Origin of the sequence: Amycolatopsis sp. lyj-109, assembly GCF_046548995.1 — a bacterium.
Classification (GTDB): Bacteria; Actinomycetota; Actinomycetes; order Mycobacteriales; family Pseudonocardiaceae; genus Amycolatopsis.
Genome location: NZ_JAJPWR010000003.1, coordinates 419107 through 436301 on the forward strand (window position 1 = coordinate 419107; position 17195 = coordinate 436301).

16 protein-coding genes are annotated in these 17195 nt (G+C 70.8%); 12 read left to right on the forward strand and 4 right to left on the reverse strand.

What is annotated here, in order from left to right; genetic code table 11:
• Position 1: 1 nt before the first annotated feature.
• Positions 2 to 1819, reverse strand: a complete 1818-nt coding sequence (locus ACLJQF_RS09420; protein ID WP_410607831.1) for a DEAD/DEAH box helicase — start codon at positions 1817 to 1819, stop codon at positions 2 to 4.
• Between the two features lie 231 nt (positions 1820 to 2050).
• On the opposite strand from ACLJQF_RS09420, the gene ACLJQF_RS09425 reads away from it, so the two are divergent.
• The 3 genes from ACLJQF_RS09425 to ACLJQF_RS09435 all read left to right on the forward strand — a co-directional run bounded on the left by ACLJQF_RS09425 (position 2051) and on the right by ACLJQF_RS09435 (position 3638).
• A complete protein-coding gene (locus tag ACLJQF_RS09425; protein ID WP_091304346.1) occupies positions 2051 to 2704 on the forward strand; it encodes a ferritin-like fold-containing protein in 654 nt (217 codons plus the stop codon).
• Between the two features lie 119 nt (positions 2705 to 2823).
• Positions 2824 to 3054, forward strand: a complete 231-nt coding sequence (locus ACLJQF_RS09430; protein ID WP_013223016.1) for a DUF3107 domain-containing protein — start codon at positions 2824 to 2826, stop codon at positions 3052 to 3054.
• Positions 3055 to 3188: 134 nt separating this feature from the next.
• The gene (locus ACLJQF_RS09435; protein WP_410607832.1) at positions 3189 to 3638 is read left to right on the forward strand and encodes a pyridoxamine 5'-phosphate oxidase family protein; all 450 of its coding nucleotides are present in this window, start codon (positions 3189 to 3191) and stop codon (positions 3636 to 3638) included.
• A 63-nt stretch (positions 3639 to 3701) separates the two neighbouring features.
• Here ACLJQF_RS09435 and ACLJQF_RS09440 read toward each other — a convergent pair whose 3' ends face one another.
• Entirely contained in the window at positions 3702 to 4019 is a 318-nt protein-coding gene (locus tag ACLJQF_RS09440; RefSeq protein ID WP_410607833.1) for a DUF4873 domain-containing protein, read from the reverse strand.
• Positions 4016 to 4774, reverse strand: a complete 759-nt coding sequence (locus ACLJQF_RS09445; protein ID WP_410607834.1) for a TetR/AcrR family transcriptional regulator — start codon at positions 4772 to 4774, stop codon at positions 4016 to 4018. Before ACLJQF_RS09445 ends, ACLJQF_RS09440 begins: the two co-directional genes overlap by 4 nt.
• Before the next feature lie 55 nt (positions 4775 to 4829).
• On the opposite strand from ACLJQF_RS09445, the gene ACLJQF_RS09450 reads away from it, so the two are divergent.
• Positions 4830 to 5738 carry an AurF N-oxygenase family protein gene (locus tag ACLJQF_RS09450; protein WP_410607835.1) on the forward strand — a complete coding sequence of 303 codons (909 nt, stop codon included), beginning with the start codon at positions 4830 to 4832 and terminating at the stop codon, positions 5736 to 5738.
• Positions 5735 to 6646: an alpha/beta fold hydrolase gene (locus tag ACLJQF_RS09455; RefSeq protein ID WP_410607836.1), complete on the forward strand. Its 912-nt coding sequence runs from the start codon at positions 5735 to 5737 to the stop codon at positions 6644 to 6646. Before ACLJQF_RS09450 ends, ACLJQF_RS09455 begins: the two co-directional genes overlap by 4 nt.
• Positions 6647 to 6687: 41 nt before the next feature.
• On the opposite strand, the gene ACLJQF_RS09460 is transcribed toward ACLJQF_RS09455, so the two are convergent.
• On the reverse strand, positions 6688 to 7314 hold the full coding sequence (locus ACLJQF_RS09460) for a TetR/AcrR family transcriptional regulator (protein WP_103336620.1): 627 nt from the start codon (positions 7312 to 7314) through the stop codon (positions 6688 to 6690).
• A gap of 113 nt (positions 7315 to 7427) precedes the next feature.
• Here ACLJQF_RS09460 and ACLJQF_RS09465 point away from each other — a divergent pair, with 113 nt between their 5' ends.
• The 7 genes from ACLJQF_RS09465 to ACLJQF_RS09495 all read left to right on the forward strand — a co-directional run bounded on the left by ACLJQF_RS09465 (position 7428) and on the right by ACLJQF_RS09495 (position 17194).
• Entirely contained in the window at positions 7428 to 8405 is a 978-nt protein-coding gene (locus ACLJQF_RS09465) for an alpha/beta fold hydrolase (RefSeq protein WP_410607837.1), read from the forward strand.
• An 81-nt stretch (positions 8406 to 8486) separates the two neighbouring features.
• Positions 8487 to 9647, forward strand: coding sequence for a DUF3152 domain-containing protein (locus ACLJQF_RS09470; RefSeq protein ID WP_410607838.1), 1161 nt, complete (start codon positions 8487 to 8489; stop codon positions 9645 to 9647).
• Between the two features lie 93 nt (positions 9648 to 9740).
• Positions 9741 to 10916, forward strand: a complete 1176-nt coding sequence (gene moeZ / locus ACLJQF_RS09475) for an adenylyltransferase/sulfurtransferase MoeZ (RefSeq protein ID WP_410607839.1) — start codon at positions 9741 to 9743, stop codon at positions 10914 to 10916.
• A 141-nt stretch (positions 10917 to 11057) separates the two neighbouring features.
• Positions 11058 to 11855 (forward strand): TIGR02569 family protein, encoded by a 798-nt coding sequence (locus tag ACLJQF_RS09480; RefSeq protein WP_410607840.1) that lies wholly within the window; start codon positions 11058 to 11060, stop codon positions 11853 to 11855.
• Between the two features lie 370 nt (positions 11856 to 12225).
• Positions 12226 to 14274, forward strand: a complete 2049-nt coding sequence (locus ACLJQF_RS09485; RefSeq protein WP_410607841.1) for a molybdopterin oxidoreductase family protein — start codon at positions 12226 to 12228, stop codon at positions 14272 to 14274.
• Positions 14271 to 15761: an FAD-dependent oxidoreductase gene (locus tag ACLJQF_RS09490; protein ID WP_410607842.1), complete on the forward strand. Its 1491-nt coding sequence runs from the start codon at positions 14271 to 14273 to the stop codon at positions 15759 to 15761. The genes ACLJQF_RS09485 and ACLJQF_RS09490 overlap by 4 nt, the downstream gene beginning before the upstream one ends.
• A 74-nt stretch (positions 15762 to 15835) precedes the next feature.
• Positions 15836 to 17194, forward strand: coding sequence for a nitrate/nitrite transporter (locus tag ACLJQF_RS09495; protein WP_410607843.1), 1359 nt, complete (start codon positions 15836 to 15838; stop codon positions 17192 to 17194).
• Position 17195: the final 1 nt, after the last annotated feature.

Here is a 17195-nt window from a genome sequence, read left to right on the forward strand (position 1 = left end):
CTCAGTCTGCCGACGCAGGTGTATCAGACGTCGCGGCCGGGCGGCGACGGCGGCGCCGTCGAGCCGGGCGTTCGGCGTTCTCGCCGGCTTCCTTTTCGACGGCCGGGCCGGTCGTCTCCGGGGCGTTGCCACTGCGGGTGCGGCGGCGGCTGCGGGTGCGGCCCTCCGACGCGGGCGCGTCGGCAGCGGCGTCCGGCGAAGCGGAAGCGTCGGCGTTGTCCGCGGCCTCGATCGCCTCGGCCGACCGCGAGCCACCGCGGGTCCGCTTGCGCGGGGTCCGGGCGCGCTTGCGCGGCGCCTCCTCGTCCGAAGCCGAAGGCCCGGCAGCCTCGCCGGTCCGGCCACGACCGCGGCCGCGCTTCTTGCCGCCCAGGTCCTCTTCCTCCTCGGCGGCCAGGCCCGCACGGGTGCGGTTGGCCAGCGGCAGCCGGCCGGTCTTGCCCGCGGGGATACTCAGGTCTTCGAACAGGTGCGGCGAGGACGAGTACGTCTCCACCGGCTCCGGCTTGTCGAGGCCGAGGGTGTCCGAGATCAGCTTCCAGCGCGGCATCTCGTCCCAGTCGACCAGGGTGACGGCGACGCCGGTCCGGCCCGCGCGGCCGGTGCGGCCGATGCGGTGGACGTAGGTCTTCTCGTCGTCCGGGCACTGGTAGTTGATGACGTGCGTGACGTCGTCGATGTCGATGCCGCGGGCGGCGACGTCGGTGGCGACCAGCACGTCGACCTTGCCGGAGCGGAACGCGCGCAGTGCCTGCTCGCGGGCGCCCTGGCCCAGGTCACCGTGCACGGCGGCGGCCGCGAAGCCGCGCTCGACCAGGTCGTCGGCCACCTTCTGCGCGGTGCGCTTGGTGCGGCTGAAGATCATCGTGAGGCCGCGGCCCTCGGCCTGCAGCACGCGGGCGATGACCTCGGGCTTGTCCATCGAGTGCGCCCGGTAGACGAACTGGGCGGTGCGCTCGTGGATCGCGCTCGCGTCGTTCTCTTCGGCGCGGATGTGCGTCGGCTGGGTGAGGAACGTGCGGGCCAGCGTGATGATCGGGCCCGGCATGGTCGCCGAGAAGAGCATCGTCTGGCGCTTGTCCGGCACCATCCGCAGGATGCGCTCGATGTCCGGCAGGAAGCCCAGGTCGAGCATCTCGTCGGCCTCGTCGAGCACCAGGCCGCGGACCTTGCCGAGCACCAGGTGCTGCTGCTCCGCGAGGTCGAGGAGGCGGCCCGGGGTGCCGATCACGACGTCGATGCCCTTGCGGAGCGCCTCGATCTGCGGCTCGTACGGGCGGCCGCCGTAGATGGCCAGCGTCCGGATACCCAGGTGCTTGCCGGCGCCCTTGAGGTCGTTGGCGACCTGGATGCACAGCTCGCGGGTCGGCACCACGACCAGCACCTGCGGGGTGCCGTCGCCGGGGACCTCCACGCGGTGCAGCAGCGGGACGCCGAAGCCCAGCGTCTTGCCCATGCCGGTGCGGGCCTGGCCGATGAGGTCGTCGCCGGCCATGGCCAGCGGCAGGGTGAGCGCCTGGATCGCGAAGGTCCGCTCGATGCCGGCTTCGCCGAGGGCCTTGACGATCTCCGGCTTGACGCCGAAGGACGCGAAGGTCGGGGCTTCGGGCTCGACCTCGACCCCGGCCTGCAGCGGGTGCGACACGTCGAGCGCGGCAGGGCCGGTCTCGCTGTGCTCCAGCGCGACGGCGGGGGTCTGTTCGGTTGTGGAAATTTCTGCGGTCAGGGTGATCGCCTCTCTCGTGACCAGCGCGCACAGCCGTGGGTCCGCTCGACACTCGACCGGGAGTAAACCCTGGTCCCTGGCGCTGATCTTCAAGCGCGGAACCGGTCCGCCCCGGGAATGCCGGAAGAGGCGTGCACGCACATTGCAGTACGTCGGCAGGCCACGCGACCCGCCTGTTTCCCGACGCCGGTATGGCGTACGGAAGCTTGATATCGAACGCCAGTGTACCTGGTCAGCAGTTTTTCGACAGTACCCGGCGCGCCGGAACCAGTGTGATCGGTCTCGTCCCGACACGCCCAGGTGCTTCGGCGATACCCTGCCCCCGTGACCGAGCCGAAAGAGATCTCAGAAGGCGTAGTCGACCTTCTGGGTGTGATCGCCTATGGCGAACTGTCCGCGTTCGACCGCCTGGCCGAGGACGCGCGCAGCGCCCCCACCCTGGCCGGGCGGGCCGCGCTGGCGGCGATGGCGGCCGCCGAGATCGGTCACTACGGCCAGCTCGCCAAGCACGTGGCCGCGAACGGCATCAAGATCGAAGACGCCATGGCGCCGTTCGTGAACCACATCGACGCCTGGCACGCTTCGACGCCCCCGAAGTCGTACCTGGAGTCGCTGGTCAAGGCGTACGTCGGTGACGGGCTCGCCGCCGACCTCTACCGGGAGATCGCCAGCTGGCTCGACCCGGAGACCAAGGACCTGGTGCTGACCGTGCTGGCCGACACCGGCCACTCGGCCTTCGCCGAACGCGAGGTCGCGGCCGGTATCGAAGCCGACCCCAAGACCCGCGACAAGCTCGCCCTGTGGGGCCGCCGCCTGCTCGGCGAGGCTCTGACCCAGGCCCAGTACGTCGTCGCCGAGCGCGACGGGCTGGCCGAGCTCATCATCAGCGGCTCGGGTGACCTCTCCGGAATTGCCGCGCTGTTCCGGCGGTTGCAACAGGGGCACACGAAGCGCATGCAGGCGCTCGGCCTGGGCTGAACCCGATGGAGTACCCGGAAGTGACGACGCGGTCGGGCGCGGACATGCGCCACCGGAACGAGCCGGTTCGGTTAGCCTTGGCCGGCACATCCCTTACGAATTTTCAGCGGAGGTCCCACGTGGAGGTCAAGATCGGCATCAAGGACACGCCGCGCGAGCTGGTGGTGTCCAGTGGCCAGTCTCCCGAAGAGGTGGAGAAGCTGGTCGCCGAGGCCCTGACGGCCGGTGACGGGCTCTTCCGCATCAACGACGAGAAGGGGCGCAAGTACATCGTCCCCTCCGACCGCATCGCGTACGTCGAGATCGCCCCCTCCGACGTCCGCAAGGTCGGCTTCGGCGTCGGCGACTGACCCACAGCGAAACTTCGTGAAGGCCACCTTGAGGAACTTGTAGTTCCTCAAGGTGGCCTTCACGAAGTGCGGGGGTTCACTGGATGGTGGCGATTTGTTTGGAGTGTCGCTTTTCTGCCGCCTAGCTTCGGCCGGTGACCACTCTCGAGCCGACCGCCGTCGCGGATCTCGTGCGGAGCACCCTCGCCGCGCACCAGTCCTTGTTCCTCGCCACTTCGGGGAGCACCGGGCCGTGGGTCGGCGGGGTGTACTTCGCCGAAAGCGGCGAATTCACCCTGAACCTCGTGCTCGAGGACCGCGGCCGGACGCTGGCCGCCATCCGGGAGAACCCGGTGGTCTCGGTCGTCGTCTCGACGGGCTCGCCGATGCAGCCGTTCCTGCAGGCCCAGGCGTTCGCCGAGGTCCTCGGGGGCGACGACGACGCGCGGGTGCGCGAACTGCTCGTCACGAAGGTGCCCGAGGCCGCGCCCTTCCTGGCCGCGCCGGTCACCGCGGTCCGGCTGGCCGTGCGGAAGTGGCGGGCCACGGACATCGCGAACGGCCTGCTGCCCGGCGTGGAGCTGCCGGGCCCGCGCAACCCCTGATCCGAACTTCGTGAAGGCCACCTTGAGGAACTACAACTTCCTCAAGGTGGCCTTCACGAACTTTCAGGCGTTCAGCTCTTCCAGGGTTGTGGGGACGTGGAACGGTGGCGTGCTCGTGCCCATGATCCGGTAGCGGCCCCACGGGTCCGGGTCGGAAAGCTCGCCTGACGCCGTGTGTGAGCCCGCCTGGATGGACACGGCCTTCTTCTTGTCGCCCGCCAGGCGGGTCAGCTCGTCGTTCACCGCCACCCGGCCGTACCAGCGGTAATAGCCGTCGATCGGCTGGAAGTAGCCGCGCAGCTCGACCGTCACCGGCAGCGAAACGCCGTCGACCACGAGGGTCGCTTCACCGCTGTAGCCGTCTTCGCCATGCTCGCTCACGATGTTTCCTCCAGCGGCTCCGGGGCGCGGCCCAGCTGGACCACCTTGTTGACTTCCAGGGGCAGGTTCGGGTCGATGACCACGCCGTTCTGGCGGGTCAGCCCGTCGATGGCGGCCCAGATGATCTGGGTCAGGTACTCCACGACCGCGTCGCGGCTCATCGAGCGGCGGTCGAGCCACCACTCGCCGGTGTTCTGGACCATGCCGACGATGCCGTGCGCCCACGGCTCGGCCGCGCCCGAATCCATGTTGAACATCCGCATGTAGTCGCCGAGCAGCGCCGTCAGCGCCGTCGCGATCAGTTCCTTGTCCTCGGCCACGACGTCCGACGACACCGGTTTCTCCGGCCGCCCGTGCGCCAGCAGCCGGTAGAGGTTCGGGTGCTCCTCGATCACGGTGAAGAACGCGTCGAGGGCCATCCGGATCCGCGGCACCGGCGCCAGCTCGGCGTTGATCGCCGGGATCAGCCGCTCGAAGAGGATTTCCGTGCCGCGCTGGCCGAGCGCCACGTACAGGTCGGCCTTGTCGTCGAAGTGCCGGTACAGCACCGGCTTCGTGACACCGGCCTCCGCGGCGACGTCCTCCATGCCGAGGTCCGGGCCGTGCGTGTCGAGCGCCCGCAGCGCGGCCTCGACGAACTCCTTGCGCCGGGCGATCCGGTGCTTGCGCCAGCGGTCACGCCGGGCGTCGCCGGTCGCCTCGTCGCTGCGGGAAGGCTGTTTGGTGCGCTTGACACGTTCGATCACGGAGGTCATGCTACGCACAGGTAACTGTTACCTCAAGTTACACATCGCGGAAGGGGTGTCGGCAATGACGCGGACGCTGGAGGAACCGGATCGCGACAAGACCGCGGACCGCCTGCTGAAGTCGTCGGCGAACAAGTTCTACGACCCCGACGTCGACATCGACTGGACCGCGCCGCTGGTCGAGGGCAAGCGGTTCATCCTCGACGAGCGCTCGTCGCTCTACGGCACCGAACTCTGGGAGAAGCTGACCCCCGAGCAGCGCATCGAGCTGGGCAAACACGAGGTCGCGAGCGTCGCCACCACCGGACTGTGGTTCGAGATCCTCCTGATGCAGATGCTGCTCAAGGAGGTCTACAACGAGGACCCGACGTCCGCCCACGCCCAGTTCGCGCTCACCGAAATCGCCGACGAATGCCGGCACTCGACGATGTTCGCGCGGATGGCGTCGCGGATCGGCTGCCCCGCCTACGGCCCGGTGCCGTGGCTGCGGCGCCTGGCGAAGCTCATGCCGACGATCTCCTACGGCCCGGCGCGCTACGGCGCGATCCTGGTCGCGGAGGAGGTCCTCGACCGGCTGCAGCGCGAGCAGATGAACGACGAAGGCGTCCAGCCGCTGGTCCGGATGGTCAACCGGATCCACGTCCTGGAAGAGGCCCGGCACGTCACCTTCGCCCGCGAAGAAGTCACCCGCGGGATGGCGAAGCTGTCGAAGGCCGAGATCGCCTACCAGCAGTTCGTCATCGCGCTCATCTCGTACTTCGTGACGCGGGCGTTCATCAACCCGGACGTCTACAAGGCGGTCGGCATCCGCCCGCGCGACGGCGTCGAGGCGGCGCTGGCCAACCCGCACTGGCAGGGCACGATCGCGTGGGCCGGGGAGAAGATCATGCCGTTCCTCCAGGAATCGGGGCTCGTGGGGCTGCCCGGGAAGTACTTCTGGCGCAAGTCGTTCCTGCTCCCGGCGGGTCGATGACGACGGCGTCGCGGCTGCGGAACCCGTCGATCGGGCACCGGTTCGTCGCGAGCGACGGCGCCGCCCTGCACGTCGCGCAGTCCGGGCCGGCCGACTCGGCGGTGACGCTGGTGCTGGTGCACGGCTGGACGCAGGACCACCGGACGTGGGACTTCGTGCTGCCGCACCTCGACTCCGGCCTGCGCGTGCTGCGCTACGACCTGCGTGGCCACGGCGGTTCGGCGCCCGCCCGGCCCGGCGGCGCCACGATCGCCCGGCTCGCCGACGACCTCGCCGAGCTGATCGCCGCCCGCGTCCCGTCCGGGCCGCTGGTGCTGGCCGGGCATTCGATGGGCGGCATGACGCTGATGATGCTCGCGGAACGGCACCCGTCACTGGTCCGGGAGCGGCTGGCGGGCGCGGCGTTCGTGGCGACGTCGTCGGGGGACATGGACCAGCTGACGCTGGGGTTCCCGGGGCTGGTCGGCCGGAGCGTGACGCGCTTCGAGCCGCGGGTGGCGCGGCTGCTGGCCCGGTTGCGGGCGGACACGCTGCGGCTGCGGCCGGGACTGGTCCGCTCGGGCGCCCGCCGGCTGGTGTTCGGCGATCGGCCGGGGCGTGCGCAGGTGGACAGCGTCGTCGAGCAGCTGCTGTGCGCGCACCCGGCGAGCGCGGGGATGTTCCTGGACGCGATCGCGGCCCACCGCGGCGTCGGCGGGCTGGGCGCGCTGTGCGACGTGCCGTCGGTGGTGCTGGCGGGGGAGAAGGACCGGCTGTGCCCGCTGCCGCACGCGAAGGTGATCGCGGACGAGCTGCCGCACGCGGAGTTCGTCCGCTTCCCCGGCGCCGGCCACATGCTCCCGCAGGAACGCCCCCACGAAGTCGCCCGCCGCCTCACGGCCCTGGTCCGCACGGCCGCCACCCGCTGAAAGGTGGGCACTTTCACGTGAAAGTGCCCACCAGGAGGCGGTCAGCCGTCCTTGAGGGGGAAGCCGCCGCCGATGCCGCGCCAGGCCAGGTTGGCCGTCAGGGCCACTGCTTCCTCGCGGCTCATCGACTGGTGGTGGGCCAGCCAGAACCGGGCGCTGACCTGGCTCATCCCGACCAGCCCGACCGCCAGCAGCCGCGCCTTGTCCTCGTCGAGACCCGCGTCCGCGGTGATCGTCTCCGTGATCGCGTCCACGCTCGCCGTCGTCGCGCGGTCGACCGCTTCCTGGACCGCCGGCTCGCCGCGCAGGTCGGACTCGAACACCATCCGGAACGCGCCCGCGTCGTTGCTGACGAAGTCGAAGAACGCGCCGACCGTCGCCGGGACGCGCTGCTTGTTCTCCGTCGTCGAGTCCAGCGCGTTCTGGACGCGCTTCACCAGCTCGTCGACGTGGCTCTCCAGCAGCGCGATGTACAGATCGAGCTTGCCGGGGAAGTGCTGGTACAGCACCGGCTTCGAGACGCCCGCGACCTCGGCGATCTCGTCCATCGCGGCGGCGTGGTAGCCGTTCTCGGCGAAGACCCGCTGCGCCGCGGCGAGGAGCTGAGCCCGGCGCTCGGTCCGGGGCAGCCGCACCCCACGTTGCTGCAGCCGCGTCATCTCCGTCATGCTCATCCTCCCGTCATCGCTTCTTCGACGGGCGGGGTCGCCACCGCGTGAAGTCGACCCGAAGATTACTCGCCGGTACGTGTGCCGCGCCAAGGGTCGGGCATTCTGGACCCGTGGACACCCCTGTGCAGGCCCGGCCGCCGCTGACCCACGTGCCGCTCTCGGCCAGGGCTTTGCCGTCGCTCGACCCGGTCCCGCCGCCCTGGCCGGCGGCCTTCGAAGAGGTCGGCACCGCCCGGCTCCACGTCCGCCGCACGCCCGGCCCGCACGGCGTGCCGGCCGTGTACGTGCACGGCCTCGGCGGCTCGTCGACGAACTGGACCGACCTGGCCGCGCTGCTCGCGCCGGTCGCCGGCGGCACCGCCCCCGACCTGCCCGGGTTCGGCTACTCCGAGCCCGAACAGGGCTTCGACTTCACGCTCCAAGCCCACGCCGATGTGGTGGTCGAACACGTCGAGGCCGTCGGGGCGCCGGTGCACCTGTTCGGCAACTCGATGGGCGGCGCCATCGCGTTGCTGATCGCGGCGCAGAGGCCGGACCTGGTGAAGACGCTGACGCTGATTTCGCCGGCGGTGCCCGACCTGCGCCTCGACCCGCGGCGGCTGTCGGACCCGCGGATGGCGTTCGCCTACCTGCCGCTCGTCGGCGCGCGGGTGCGGGCCCAGCTGGCCGCGCTCGGGCCGCGGGAACGCGCCGCGCGGGTCATCAAGCTGTGCTTCGCCGATCCGTCACGCTTCCCGGAGAGCCGGCTCGACGAGCTGACCGAGGAACACGGTGCCCGCGCCGGGTTCGCCTGGGCCGCGCCCGCGATGGCACGCAGCACGTTCGCGATCTTCCGGGCGTGGTCGACGCTGGGGAAGGCGTCGCTGTGGGCGGTCGCGCCGCTCGTCAAGGCGCCGACGCTGGTCGTCTGGGGGCGGGAGGACCGCGTCATCTCGGTGAAACGCGCGGTGCGGACCGCCCGGGCGATCCCGCGGGCCCGGCTGCTGGTGCTCCCGCGCACCGGGCACGTGGCGCAGATGGAGCGCCCGGTCGTCGTCGCGAAGGCCGTGCTGGGCATGTGGGAGCACGTCGAAGCGGGCACCTGGTAAGCCGATCGGGTGGCCGCGGGTTCACTCGATGATCCGCCAGTCGGCGCGAGCGGTGCCTCGCCGCTGTGGCACCCTGGTGCGGTGGACCGGGTGAAGCAGGACGCGCGAGGCGAAGATCGGCGGACGCCCCACCGCGCGTCGGCTCGCCGGACGCCGGACGCCGAGGACCACCCCCGCACCGGGCAGTACCGCCCGTCGAGGGCGCCGGCGCAGCGCGTCGAGGAGGACCGCTACCGCCCGGGCAGCCGGCGGACCAGTGCCGAGCCGCTGAGCGCCTCCTGGAAGCCGCACGGCGAGACCCCGACGGAGAAGGCGCCCGAGGCGGCGCCGAACCCGGGCATCGCGCACCTCGCCAAGACCTACGGCTGGCGCGTCTACGCCCTGCCGATCCTGGTCGTGCTGACCGTGCTCGTCGTGGTCAACACGGCCAACAGCCCGGCCCAGCCGATCGCCGAGCAGGGCACCGGCCCTTCGGCGCCCGGCATCGAGTCGGCGGGCGGCGACACCTCCGGCGGCGCCATCGACGGCAACGGCGAGCAGGCCATCCCGGAGAACCCGGCCACGCCGGTCGACCTCAAGGTGCCGACCGCCGAGCTGCCCGAAGGCGGCGCGTTCACCCAGGCCGGCGCCGGCAAGTGGCACGTCGTCCCGGGCAGCGGCCCGAAGATCGGCAACGGGAAGCTGTACACCTACACCGTCGAGGTCGAGGACGGCATCGACCCGGCGAGCTATGCCGGTGACGACGCCTTCGCCGCGGCCGTCCAGGGCACCCTGTCGAACCCCACCCAGGGCTGGACCTGGGACGGCAAGATCGCGTTCCAGCGGGTGGACGCCACTTTCCCGAACCCGTCGTTCCGGGTGAGCCTCACCACGCCGGAGACCACCCACCGGCCGGACGCCTGCGGCTTCCAGATCAAGTTCGAGGCCTCCTGCTACCGCAAGAGCCTCGGCCGGGTGCTGATCAACCTGGCCCGCTGGGTGCGCGGCGCCAAGGCGTACGGCCCCGACATGACCGGGTACCGGCAGTACGCCATCAACCACGAGGTCGGGCACGCCCTGGGCAACCAGCACGTCGGCTGCGGCGGCACCGACCAGCCGGCGCCGGTGATGATGCAGCAGTCCTTCGGCGTCTCCGACGACTACGTGTCGATGCTCAACGACATCCCCGGTGGCGACAAGGGCAAGGTGGCCAAGGACGGCCGCATCTGCAAGACGAACTCCTGGCCGAACCCCACGCCGTAGGGGGTGTCCCACCATCCGGACGCGGGAAGGCATATTTGCCCGCGCGCGTTGTGCATAGTGGGATGGACGCGATCCGCGCGAGATGGAGGACCCATGTCAGCACTGCCGCCGCTCGTCGAGCCGGCTGCCGAGCTCACCAAGGATGAGGTGGCCCGGTACAGCCGTCACCTGATCATCCCCGACGTGGGGGTGAACGGGCAGAAGCGGCTGAAGAACGCCAAGGTCCTGGTGATCGGGGCCGGCGGCCTCGGCAGCCCCGCGTTGCTGTACCTGGCCGCGGCCGGGGTCGGCACGCTCGGCATCGTCGACTTCGACGTCGTGGACGAGTCGAACCTGCAGCGCCAGGTCATCCACGGCCAGTCCGACGTCGGCAAGCTCAAGGCCGCGTCCGCGCAGGAGTCGATCGCGGAGATCAACCCGCTGGTCAAGGTGCACCTGCACACCGATCGGCTGGACTCGTCGAACGCGCTGGAGATCTTCGAGCAGTACGACCTGATCGTCGACGGCACCGACAACTTCGCCACGCGCTACCTGGTCAACGACGCCGCGGTACTCCTCGGCAAGCCGTACGTCTGGGGCTCGATCTTCCGGTTCGAGGGCCAGGTCAGCGTGTTCTGGGAGGACGCGCCGAACGGCAAGGGCCTCAACTACCGCGACCTCTACCCGGAGCCGCCGCCCCCGGGCATGGTCCCCTCCTGCGCCGAGGGTGGCGTGCTGGGCGTGCTGTGCGCGTCCATCGGCTCGATCATGGTGACCGAGGCGATCAAGCTCATCACCGGCATCGGCGAGCCCCTGCTCGGCCGCCTGATCAGCTACGACGCGCTGGACATGAAGTACCGCGAGGTCCGGATCCGCAAGGACCCGGACACGCCGAAGATCACCGAGCTGATCGACTACGAGGCGTTCTGCGGTGTCGTGTCCGATGAGGCGGCTTCGGCCGCGTCGGGCAGCACGATCACGCCCGCCGAGCTCAAGGCCAAGTTCGACAGCGGCGAGAACTTCGCGCTGATCGACGTCCGCGAGCCGCACGAGTACGAGATCGTCAACATCAAGGGCGCGACGCTGATCCCGAAGGACCGGATCCTCTCCGGCGAGGCCCTGGCCGAGCTGCCGCAGGACAAGCCGATCGTCCTGCACTGCAAGTCGGGTGCCCGGTCCGCCGAGGCCCTCGCCGCGCTGCACGCGGCCGGTTTCAAGGACGCGACGCACCTCGGCGGCGGCGTGCTCGCCTGGGCGAAGCAGATCGACCCGAGCCTGCCGACCTACTGACAGTGGTGGTTCGTGAAGGCCACCTTGAGGAACTTAAAGTTCCTGAAGGTGGCCTTCACGGCTTTTCGCCGGGTCGAGAAACCGTGTGTGAGCAGCGCGTCTTCTCATTCGTGGAACACCCGGCCGGGTAACGTCCCGCTCGTGCGGTCAACCCTCGAACGTCCTCCGGCGCACGTATGCGCGGCCTTCGGCGGCCCCGCCGACGGCGGTGACCGGCTGCCGGACTCGACGGCGTGGCGTTGCGGCGACCTCGTGCTCAAGCCGGTCGTCGACAAGGCCAGGACGCTGTGGACCGCCCACGCACTCGACTACGTCCGCGAGCCGGGGCTGCGGGTCGGGAAGCCGGTCCGGTCCACCGACGGCCGCTGGATCGTCGGCGGCTGGACGGCGTCGCGGTTCGTCCCGGGCACGCCGGAGCACCGCGGCGACGCGTCGGTGCTGGCGGCGGTCAAGCTGCACCGGGCCACGGCCGGGCTGCCGCGGCCGGACTTCCTCGACACACGCACCGACGTCGACGCCGTCGCCGACCGCGTCGCCTGGGAAGAGCTCGACGTCCCGCTCGAGGAGACAAAGGGCGGCCGCTGGTTCGAGGTCCTCACCGGCGCCCGCCGCCCGATCCGGCTCCCGCACCAGGTGGCCCACGGCGAGCTGCTGGCCGGACTGCTGTTCGACGGCGACGACATCCCCGGCGTGGTCGACTTCGTGCCGTACTACCGGCCGGGCGAGTACGGCGCGGCGATCGTCGCGGTCGACGCGCTCGCCTGGGGCGGCGCGGGCCGTGACCTCCTAGAGCGCTGGGCGCACCTGCCGGAGTGGCCGCAGCTGCTGCTGCGCGCGGTGCTGTTCCGGCTGGCGTCCAACGCGCTGAACCCGAGGTCGACGCAGGCATCGCTGGACGGCTTGCGCGCGGCGGCCCGCGAGGTGTCCGGCGTCCTCTGACGTCCGTGTCGTCCATCTGCGTACGCGTGTCGTCCGCTCAGACACGCGTGTCGTCCGGCTGGGTACGCAAGCCGGCTGCTTGGGAGCGAGGTCTCGGTACCTGAGCGGACGACACGCGTGTCTGGATGGACGACACGCGTGTCTGGAGGGACGACACGGTGTTCGGTGGTTTGTGACCGAGGTCGCAAGATCGCGGGACACACCGGGAAGGCGTCACTGACCTCCGGACTCCCGGTCCGTGGACGCCGATCTCACCGAGCGGGCGCCGCGTAAACCGCCGCAATGTCAACTGCCTGAAACATTCGGACGAATCCGGTTAACAAGGCCTCCTTAGCGTCAGGGCAAGCCCGAAACGCCGAGGAGGTGCCCGATGCCGCAGGTCGACACCCACTGCCCGTACTGCGCCCTGCAGTGCGGGATGAGCCTCGACGGCGCCCGCGTGACGCCGCGGGACTTCCCGGTCAACGCCGGCGGCCTGTGCCAGAAAGGCTGGACGTCCGGCAGCCTCCTCACGAGCACGAAGCGGCTGACGACCCCGATGATCCGCGTGAACGGTGCGCTCGAGCCGGTCAGCTGGGACTTCGCCCTCGACCACGTCGCCCGGAAGCTCGCCGAGATCCAGGACGAACACGGCCCGGACGGGGTCGCGATCTTCGGCGGCGGCGGGCTGACCAATGAAAAGGCCTACCTGCTGGGCAAGTTCGCCCGCGTCGCGCTCGGCACCTCGCAGATCGACTACAACGGCCGGTGGTGCATGTCCTCGGCCGCCGCCGCCGGGATCAAGGCCTTCGGGGCCGACCGCGGGATGCCGTTCCCCGTCACGGATCTGAAGAACGCCGACGTCGTGCTGCTCGCCGGCGCGAACCCGGCCGAGACGATGCCGCCGTTCATCCAGCACCTGCGTGGCGCGGACCTCATCGTCGTCGACCCGCGGCGGACCCCGACCGCCGAGCTGGCCGGCCTGCACCTCGCGCCCGCGCCGGGCACGGATCTCGCGCTGGCACTGGGCATCCTGCACGCCGTCGTCGAAGGCGGCCACGTCGACCAGTCCTATGTGGACGACCGAACGAGCGGGTTCGCCGAGATGTGGCGGATCGCCGCGAGCTGGTGGCCGGAGCGCGCCGAGCGCGTCACCGGTGTCTCGGCCGCCGACATGCGCCTCGCGGCGGAAAAGCTCGCCGGCGCCCGCAACGCCTACATCCTCACGGCCCGGGGCACCGAGCAGCACGCCACCGGCACCGCGACCGTCGGCGCCTGGATCAACCTCGCGCTGAGCCTCGGCCTGCCCGGCCGCAAGGGTTCCGGCTACGGCTGCCTCACCGGCCAGGGCAACGGCCAGGGCGGCCGCGAGCACGGGCAGAAGGCCGACCAGCTGCCCGGCTACCGCAAGCTCGACGACCCGGCCGCGCGCGAGTACGTCGCCGGCGTGTGGGGTGTCGACGCCGAAAGCCTGCCCGGTCCCGGCCGCTCGGCGACCGAACTGCTCGAAGCGCTCGGCCAGGAGAACGGCCCGAAGGCGCTGATGGTCTTCGGCAGCAACGTGGTCGTCTCGGCGCCGCGCTCGCAGCGCGTCCAGGACCGGCTGGCGTCGCTGGATCTCCTGGTCGTCGCCGACTTCGTGCTGTCGGAGACCGCGGCCATGGCCGACGTCGTCCTCCCGGTCACCCAGTGGGCTGAAGAGGACGGCACGCTCACCAACCTCGAAGGCCGGGTCCTGCTGCGGCGCAAGGCACTGGACCCACCGGTCGGCGTCCGGTCCGACTTGGACGTCCTCAATGGACTTGCAACGCGGCTGGGGCAGCCGGAAAACCGGTTCCCGACCGACGCCGAGACGGTGTTCGAGGAACTGCGGATCGCGTCGAAGGGCGGCATCGCCGACTACTCCGGCGTCAGCTACGACCGGCTGCGCGCGGGCGAGGCCCTGCACTGGCCGGTCCCCGAGAACAACCACCCCGGCACCCCGCGGATGTTCCTCGACGCCTTCGCGCACCCGGACGGCCGCGCGCGGTTCGTGCCGGTCGAGCACACCGGCCCGGCCGAGCTCCCGGACGACGAATTCCCCTTGCAGGCCACCACCGGCCGCGTGCTCCAGCACTACCAGTCGGGTGCGCAGACGCGGCTGATCAGCGAGCTCAACGAGGTCGTCCCGGAGGCGTTCGTCGAGGTCCACCCGGACACCGCCAAGCGCGCCGGCCTGGAGGAGGGCGACCGCGCGGTGGTCCGATCCCGTCGCGGCGAGACTGTCGCGCGAGTCCGGTTCGCCCAGAGCCTCAAGCCCGACCTGGTTTTCCTGCCCTTCCACTTCCCCGGTGAGCAGCGCGCCAACCTGTTCACCCACCCGGCGCTCGATCCGGTCAGCCGGATGCCGGAGTTCAAGGTGTGTGCCGTTTCCCTGTCTACTGTGGATGGTGCCGCATGAGTCCCCGTGAAGTCGTCATCGTCGGGTACGGCATGGCCGGTGCCCGGCTGGCCGACGAGATCCGCCGTCGCGACCCGATCGCCGAGCGGGTGCGGCTGACCGTGCTCGGTGCCGAGAAACACGCCGCCTACAACCGGGTGCTGCTGTCCGCCGTCGTCGCCGGCGGGATGAGCGCCGAAAGCGTCCGCCTGCACGACGACGAGTGGGCCCAGCGGCACAACATCGACCTGCGGCTCGGCGTCGACGTCGCCCGGATCGACCGCGAGAAGCGCTGCGTCGAGCTGGGCGACGGATCCTCCGTCGACTACGACGCACTCGTGCTCGCCACCGGCGCCAACCCGTGGATCCCGCCGGTCGAAGGGCTCGAAGCCGGGCCCGGCAGGCTTTTCGGGGGTCCGGGTGGCGAGGCCCCCGGCCCGGAGCGAAGCTCCGGTTCTCACTGCGTGGTCGCCTTCCGCAGCCTCGACGACTGCGCCAAGATCCTCGACGCCGCCCGCTTCGGCGCGCCGGTCGCGGTGCTCGGCGGCGGCCTGCTCGGCCTCGAAGCCGCCCGCGGCCTGGCCGGGCGCGGCAACCAGGTGACCGTCGTGCACCCGCTGGGGCACGTCATGGAACGCCAGCTCGACCCGGCCGCCGGCCACGTGCTGGCCCGGCAGCTCACCGACATGGGCGTCACCTTCAAGTTCGGCGCCACCGCCGCCCGCTACCTCCCCGGCGACGGCCTCAAGCTCGACGACGGCAGCCTCGTCCCGGCCGACTTGGTCGTGGTCGCCGCCGGCGTCCGCGCCGAGACGCGCCTGGCCATCGAAGCCGGCCTCGACGTCGACGGCGCTGTCGTTGTTGACGACACCCTGCGCACCAGCGACGGCCGCATCCACGCGCTCGGCGACTGCGCCCGCCACCCCGGCGCCCCGGCCGGGCTGATCCAGCCCGCGTGGGAGCAGGCGTCGGTGCTGGCCGATGTCCTGACCGGGACCAACGCGGCCGCCCGCTACCGCGGCACCACGGCCGTCACCCGGCTCAAGGCCCGCGGCATCGACCTCGCCGCGCTGGGGGAGACCCAGCTGCAGGCCGGTGACGCCGACGTCGAGGTGCTGACGTTCAACGACCCGACCGGCGGCCGGTACGGCAAGCTCGTCGTCCGCGAAAACCGCGTCACCGGGGCGATCCTGCTCGGCCTGCCCGACGCGGCCGCCACGATCACCCAGTTCCACGACCGCGGCACGCTGCTGCCGGACGACCGGCTCGCCGTGCTGCTCGGCCGCGCGCTGCCCACCGGCAGCACCCCGGCGGCCAGCCCGGCCGACCTGCCCGCCACGGCGGTGATCTGCCGCTGCAACAACGTCACCAAGGGCCGGCTGATCGAAGCCTGGAAGGCCGGGTCCACCGACACTCCCGCACTGGCGCGGGCCACGCGAGCCACGACGGGATGCGGCGGGTGCACCGACACCGTCGGCGGCATCGCGAACTGGCTCGCCGCGCAGTGACCGATCCCCAGTGACCGATCCCCGGTCACCGATTCGCACTGACCACCACGAACCGCCGCATTAAGGAGCACGCCGTGGCCCACCAAGGAAAGCACTGGATCGAACACTGGGAACCCGAGAACGACGAGTTCTGGGAGTCCACGGGCAAGAAGGTCGCCCGCCGCAACCTCTGGTTCTCGGTCTTCGCCGAGCACATCGGCTTCTCGATCTGGACCCTGTGGTCGGTCATCGTCCTGTTCATGGGCAAGGACTACGGCTTCTCCGCCGCCGACAAGTTCCTCCTCGTCTCGACGCCGACGCTGATCGGCGGCCTGATGCGGCTGCCCTACACCTTCGCCGTGGCGAAGTTCGGCGGCCGCAACTGGACGGTCGTGTCCGCCGTGCTGCTGCTGATCCCGGCCACGCTGGCCGCGATCGTGCTGCACCCCGGCACGTCGCTCGGCACCTTCCTGCTTGTCGCCGCCCTCGGCGGGGTGGGCGGCGGCAACTTCGCCTCGTCGATGACGAACATCAACACCTTCTACCCCGAGAAGCACAAGGGCTGGGCGCTGGGCCTCAACGCCGGCGGCGGCAACCTCGGCGTCGCGGCGATCCAGCTGATCGGCCTGCTGGTGATCGGCACGGCGGGCGCGACCGCGCCGCGGCTGGTGCTCTACATCTACATCCCGCTGATCGTGGTCGCCGCGGTGCTGGCGTACTTCTACATGGACAACCTCGCCACCGTGAAGGGCGACACCAAGGCGATGCGCGAGGTCGTCAAGGAGCCGCACACCTGGGTGATGTCGTTCCTCTACATCGGCACCTTCGGTTCCTTCATCGGCTACAGCTTCGCCTTCGGCCTGGTGCTGCAGAACCAGTTCGGCCGCACCCCGCTGCAGGCGGCCGCGGTGACGTTCCTCGGCCCGCTGCTCGGCTCGCTCTCGCGGCCGATGGGCGGCTGGCTGGCCGACCGGATCGGCGGCGGCAAGATCACCTTCTTCACGTTCACCGGGATGGCGCTGGCCACGGTCGTGCTGATCCTCGCGTCGACGTCGAAGTCCCTGGCGCTGTTCACGGTCGCCTTCATCGTGCTGTTCGTGCTCGCCGGTGTCGGCAACGGCTCGACCTACAAGATGATCCCGGCGATCTTCCGCGCCAAGGCGAAGGTGGCGATCGCGAACGGCGCCGAGGAGGCGGCCGAGCTGCTCAAGGCGCGGCGCCTCTCCGGCGCGCTGATCGGCCTCGCCGGTGCGATCGGCGCCGAGGGCGGCCTGTTCATCAACCTCGCCTTCCGGCAGTCGTTCGCCGACGCCAAGAGCGGGGTGCCCGCCTTCGTCGGATTCCTGGTCTTCTACGGGCTCTGCTTCGCCGTCACCTGGGCGGTCTACCTGCGCAAGCCCGCCGAACAGCCCACGAGTGAGCGCGGTCTGGCGCTCGCGGGAGCGGAGGTCTGAG

Excerpts from the sequence above, each read along its gene's own strand:
- ACLJQF_RS09445 (WP_410607834.1), bottom strand. The coding sequence starts at position 4,774 with ATGACCTCCGTGATCGAACGTGTCAAGCGCACCAAACAGCCTTCCCGC.
- ACLJQF_RS09450 (WP_410607835.1), top strand. The coding sequence starts at position 4,830 with ATGACGCGGACGCTGGAGGAACCGGATCGCGACAAGACCGCGGACCGC.
- ACLJQF_RS09455 (WP_410607836.1), top strand. The coding sequence starts at position 5,735 with ATGACGACGGCGTCGCGGCTGCGGAACCCGTCGATCGGGCACCGGTTC.
- ACLJQF_RS09460 (WP_103336620.1), bottom strand. The coding sequence starts at position 7,314 with ATGACGGAGATGACGCGGCTGCAGCAACGTGGGGTGCGGCTGCCCCGG.
- moeZ (WP_410607839.1), top strand. The coding sequence starts at position 9,741 with ATGTCAGCACTGCCGCCGCTCGTCGAGCCGGCTGCCGAGCTCACCAAG.
- ACLJQF_RS09485 (WP_410607841.1), top strand. The coding sequence starts at position 12,226 with ATGCCGCAGGTCGACACCCACTGCCCGTACTGCGCCCTGCAGTGCGGG.
- ACLJQF_RS09490 (WP_410607842.1), top strand. The coding sequence starts at position 14,271 with ATGAGTCCCCGTGAAGTCGTCATCGTCGGGTACGGCATGGCCGGTGCC.